Annotated in this window: 1 protein-coding gene; it reads left to right on the plus strand. The window is 48.2% G+C overall.

All coding sequences use genetic code 11. The annotated features are described in order from the left end of the window. Nucleotides 1-59: 59 nt before the first annotated feature. A protein-coding gene (locus IQ219_RS19810) for an IS1 family transposase (protein ID WP_194073763.1) occupies nucleotides 60-1,056 on the plus strand; the annotation gives its coding sequence in 2 pieces (ribosomal slippage) (nucleotides 60-422 and nucleotides 424-1,056; 996 coding nt in all). Nucleotides 1,057-1,068 lie beyond the last annotated feature (12 nt).

Consider the following 1,068-nt stretch of genomic DNA (forward strand, 5'->3'; position numbering starts at 1 on the left):
GGCATTGTCTGCTTAGGGAGTGAGAGCTAGAATTGTTACGCAGTATAAGGTTGAAAAAAATGAACTGTATCTATTGTGAAAGTGAACGGGTAGTGAAAAATGGAAGAAAGAAGCTGAAGACGAGACAGATAGTGCAAAGTTATTTGTGTAATGAATGTGGTCGTCGATTCAACGAGCGTAGTGGAACCCCCATGGCTCGATTGAGAACACCAGGGTCACAGGTAGAGATGGCGCTCAGGGTAAGAGGGGAAGGACTCGGAATCAGAGCCACCGCCAGAGTTCTAGGGAAATCGCCCAGCAGTATTACAACCTGGGAAAAACGCTTATCAAATCAGCTAGGAAAATGGTCACCTAAAGCCCCAGAGGGAGGGGAAATAACGATAGAAGGAGATGAACTCTACACCAGAGTGGGTGAAAACCTTCCCCCCCGAAAAATCAGAAGGTTGGACAATTAGTTTCATGGAGAGAGAAAGTCGATACTGGTTAGAAGCCAAAGCCGGAATCAAGGATAGGAGGTTGTTCGAGCAGGGAGTAAAGACTGCTTGGGAGTGGGGAGAACCGAGTCAGTGGATGCGGTGGTTCACCGATGGTGAAAGACGATATGGGAAGGAATTATGGAAATTAGCGAGTATTTATTTGCCCGGTAAGATGACCACAGATGCTTACCCCTACAAGAAGGTATGGCGTGAAGGGGTAGAAGTGGCGATGAAGATTAAGGGGTCTCAGGGCAAACCAAGGGTCGAATGGGTATTTCGAGAGCATCCGTTTACGGCAATTAGTCCATCATCAGAAGTACATGCCAATCATTTAGAGGCATTAAACAGCGCCCTGAGACGTCGGGGGACCGCCTACCGCCGGCGACAAAACCACTATGCCAAGGAACTAGAGGGATTGCAGAGAGCCCTTAACGTGCAGAGGTTACTACACAACTGGTTCCGTCCTCATGGAAGTCTGGGAAAAAATACCACTCCGGCTATGGCCATGGGCTTCATTGACCGCCCTGTCGAAATTGCAGAAATACTTACCTGTAGAGGCTTTTGCCACTTCACTCCTTAAAAGGACAGTGCC

It is taken from the genome of Synechocystis sp. LEGE 06083 (assembly GCF_015207725.1).
GTDB lineage: Bacteria > Cyanobacteriota > Cyanobacteriia > Cyanobacteriales > Microcystaceae > Synechocystis > Synechocystis salina.